Below are 3,309 nucleotides of genomic sequence, written 5' to 3'. Positions count from 1 at the left end.
CGAACGGACCACGATCGAAATGCACATCCGGAAGGTCGAGCAGCGCAGCCTCTTCCGAGCGCAGTCCGGCATGATAGAGCGTCCGGAACAGCGCGTAGTCCCGAGCTGCCGGCCCATATTTTCGGGCCGTGACGATGCGCGCCTTCATGAACTCGAAGAACTCCCGCACGCGCTCCGGAGTCGGAGGCTGCACCAGCGCCGGCGAATCGTCGCCGACATGGCGGGAGGCGTTGAACTCATCCACCGGACAGACCAGCTTCACCCCGAACACAGCCTCGATCTCGGCTGCCTTGCGGACCTGGAGGAACCAGTGGAATCCCTTGAAGATCTGCACATACTCCCGCCGAGTCGACGGAGCACGGCCCGCGACTGCGAGGCTGCCAACGACTCGGTCGATGTCCTCGGCGGTGACTTCCCACGCAGGCCGTCCCAGCGCCGTCAGCGTCCGCTCGAGTAGCCCGATGTCGTTGTCGATAGTGACTGGGCTGAAGCCCCGAGCACGCCAGGATGCGACGAAGGCGTCCACGCAGTTACGTTGGAACACAACAGGATCTGACTCGATCGACTCTATCGGAACGACGTTGCCCGGGATCAGCCGCAGACCTTCTGTCATCAGCACACCTTCTTCACACCTGAACGGTTAAGGCAGCACCTAATATAGACCGCTCACAGCTTGAAGAAGGCTGAAACGCGAAAACATGCTGAAGTCCCAGCGAGCTGCGGGTTTCCACGGAGACGAACAAGTGCCAACCCCAGATCGATGGGGCGAAACATTTTCCGACGACGTCGTCGCCGCAGCGATGATCGACCGACTCGTCCACCACGCCGAAGTACTCACCCTCAGCGGCGACTCCTACCGCACCCGATCCCGCCGAGAACTTCTGACCAAGAACCGATCCAACAGGGACTAATCAAAGCCAAGTGGTGAATTTTCGTCCGACGATCACCGATCACTTTTCATCCGACGTTGACATCTTCAGCCATCTCAAGGAGGAATGGTTCTCCCGTCCAGAAACCCGACACTCTCGACGAGTTTCACGAGGGGCTCACTGATTACCTGCGATGGTGGAACACCACCCGCATCCAATAGCGACTCGGCTACCTCAGCCCCGACGAGTACGGGGCGGGCCGGAACGATCGTACATTCCGATCGGGGTAGCTAATTTCGGTCGAGGAAATTCGTTCATGTGTTGTCCGACAACGGTTTACAAGGTTCCATGGGTAGGGTCGGGGCATGCGGTGGCAATGCCGCCATGGAATCCTTCTTCTCAATGTTGCAGAAGAACGTCCTCGACCGTCAACGGTGGTCGACTCAAGAACAGTTGCGGCTCGCGATCGTGACCTGGATCGAGAAAACGTACCATCGCAAACGTCGGCAACGGCGCCTCGGGAAGCTCACCCCGATCGAGTTTGAGACAATCAACCAGGCTTTTTACGCGGCTTGAAGCTATCAACCCCACGTGTCAACTGAAGTGGGTGCAGTCCCTTACGATACGAGGATGATGCCCGAAGAGCATTCCGAACCTGAGTTCGTACCGCCGACGGTGAACGGTTTCAACTGCTCTCGAACAATCGCCGCCGCATGCTACGCACTGGTTTCGGACGTCGATGGCCGAGAAGACCGACCTCTCGAAATCGACGATCGGGCGTATCTCGCGCAGCTCTAACTGAAACCACATCTGACCGATGGTTTCAAGCTGCCTCCACATCTTGTATCTAAACAGCTCATCGCCGGATCGACCTCACGCATTCTGGTTCCCGAAGAGCCGGATTACTACGAGGGTTGCGGGGAGACCGTCGCGCACGCCGGCCTAAGCGGTTCGCCAATCGTCTTTTTCTGCTACTAATCTGCATTCGGATGTGACGGACCAACTCGGACGCAGACGGGATACTGCTGGATTCCACTTTCCGGAGTCGTGATTCTTTCCGCTCTCACTAAGAAAATTCGCCGTGACTTACGCGGTGCGGCATCGCGCAACTAACGTCCGTTCCTCCCCCTGCACCTAGGCGAATGGATCGGCATGAACAATGATCTCTTTACTTGCTCCGAGCCGCACCCATGGGTATTTCGTGACAAAATATGGCGCTTCGAAACTCGTGTAGTCACATGACCATCCGGTCCGGATCCTGCCCGGATGGCCGCTTCATACCTGTTGAACTGGCATTTTTTCCAGTGCGGAACAATCAACTCGCGACACCATGGCGGCGAAACATGTAAGAATGCTGACACGGCGGTATGTATTCACCAATTTATTGGTCGGCTTCCAATTCAGAAAGTTCAGAAGCCTTGGTGCCTTAAGACCAGACACGGGATTTGGGTCCAATATCAGATTCCAACGCAAGGAAGGCGTTTAGATGGAATATCCCCCTGAAACGGCTATAAAAAGTCAATTCCTGGTTGCACTTGACGATACTTTTCAATACCTGGCAAATTCAAAAACTTCGAATTCAGTGCGCGTGAACGGATTTAAGATGATCCTTTCGTACATTCATATTATTGAAGGCAGTCTTTCAAATTGTCACCTGCACAATACGATCGACAATCCCAGCTTCGCGCCAGAAATCGACTCTATAAAATCTCCATCAGGCCGACTCCTCAATGAGGTCGAGCATAAAGGTTCGGTCGACGACGAGAAAATTGTCGCCAAATTATATGACCCGGCCGTTCGAGAGCTACTAGTGAATGCAAATGGATTGTCGCACAATTCCCAGGACTTACTGGAAACAATGGCTGCAAGATTGCGAAACTCTGAACGGTTCCTTGCATCAAACCCAAAGGCCCAATTCACTCCATGAACGATTTCACCAACCCTTAAAGCATAAAAACACTGGAATATAGAGAAATCTAGATTGCCACCATCCTCAACTATCTCCTTGTGCCTGATTTACGAACGGTTCAGCCTTGAGAGGAGCTTACGCATGAAGAGCCCACTAACTCCCAACCCGAGCGTTCTAGCCGCGGTCACCTACTTGTTAAAACAACCGGATGCTGCAAAATTTCGACGACAACATCAAGCCTTAGTCGTCCCAGTTGGCGGCCCTACCGGTAGGCACAATTTCGACTACACGGCGGCAGATAATTTTGCACTACTCTCTGCACAACGGAGAGCAAACGAGCTCGGCGAGCCCGACCCCACATGGATCCAACGAAAGTCGTCTTTCGACAGAGGAATGATCGAAAGCTGTGGATCCCGGGAGGACGCACCTTCCCGGATGATGATCTGTACACGAACAGGATTCTGATCAAGTCCAGCGCGCCAACGCTGGCGGGAAGGTACGCCCGTGCTCACGATAGTGGACTACGACGAC

Annotated in this window: 1 protein-coding gene and 3 pseudogenes; 3 read left to right on the top strand and 1 reads right to left on the bottom strand. The window is 54.5% G+C overall.

What is annotated here, in order from left to right; all coding sequences use genetic code 11:
• Positions 1-613, bottom strand: a pseudogene (locus ATN38_RS00265) (site-specific integrase); the annotation flags it as partial.
• A gap of 145 nt (positions 614-758) precedes the next feature.
• Here ATN38_RS00265 and ATN38_RS00260 point away from each other — a divergent pair.
• The 3 genes and pseudogenes from ATN38_RS00260 to ATN38_RS00250 form a co-directional block, all read left to right on the top strand.
• Positions 759-911: pseudogene (locus tag ATN38_RS00260) on the top strand (ATP-binding protein); the annotation flags it as partial.
• A 222-nt stretch (positions 912-1,133) separates the two neighbouring features.
• Positions 1,134-1,445 (top strand): annotated as a pseudogene (locus ATN38_RS00255) (transposase); the annotation flags it as partial.
• A 910-nt stretch (positions 1,446-2,355) separates the two neighbouring features.
• Positions 2,356-2,796 (top strand): hypothetical protein, encoded by a 441-nt coding sequence (locus ATN38_RS00250; protein WP_080656786.1) that lies wholly within the window; start codon positions 2,356-2,358, stop codon positions 2,794-2,796.
• Positions 2,797-3,309: the final 513 nt, after the last annotated feature.

Source organism: Rhodococcus sp. FH8, from assembly GCF_019266085.1.
GTDB lineage: Bacteria > Actinomycetota > Actinomycetes > Mycobacteriales > Mycobacteriaceae > Rhodococcus_F > Rhodococcus_F qingshengii.
The sequence above is the reverse complement of the archived record's forward strand: the minus strand, read 5'-3'. Positions and strand labels throughout refer to the sequence as shown.

Excerpts from the sequence above, each read along its gene's own strand:
- ATN38_RS00250 (WP_080656786.1), top strand. The coding sequence starts at position 2,356 with ATGGAATATCCCCCTGAAACGGCTATAAAAAGTCAATTCCTGGTTGCA.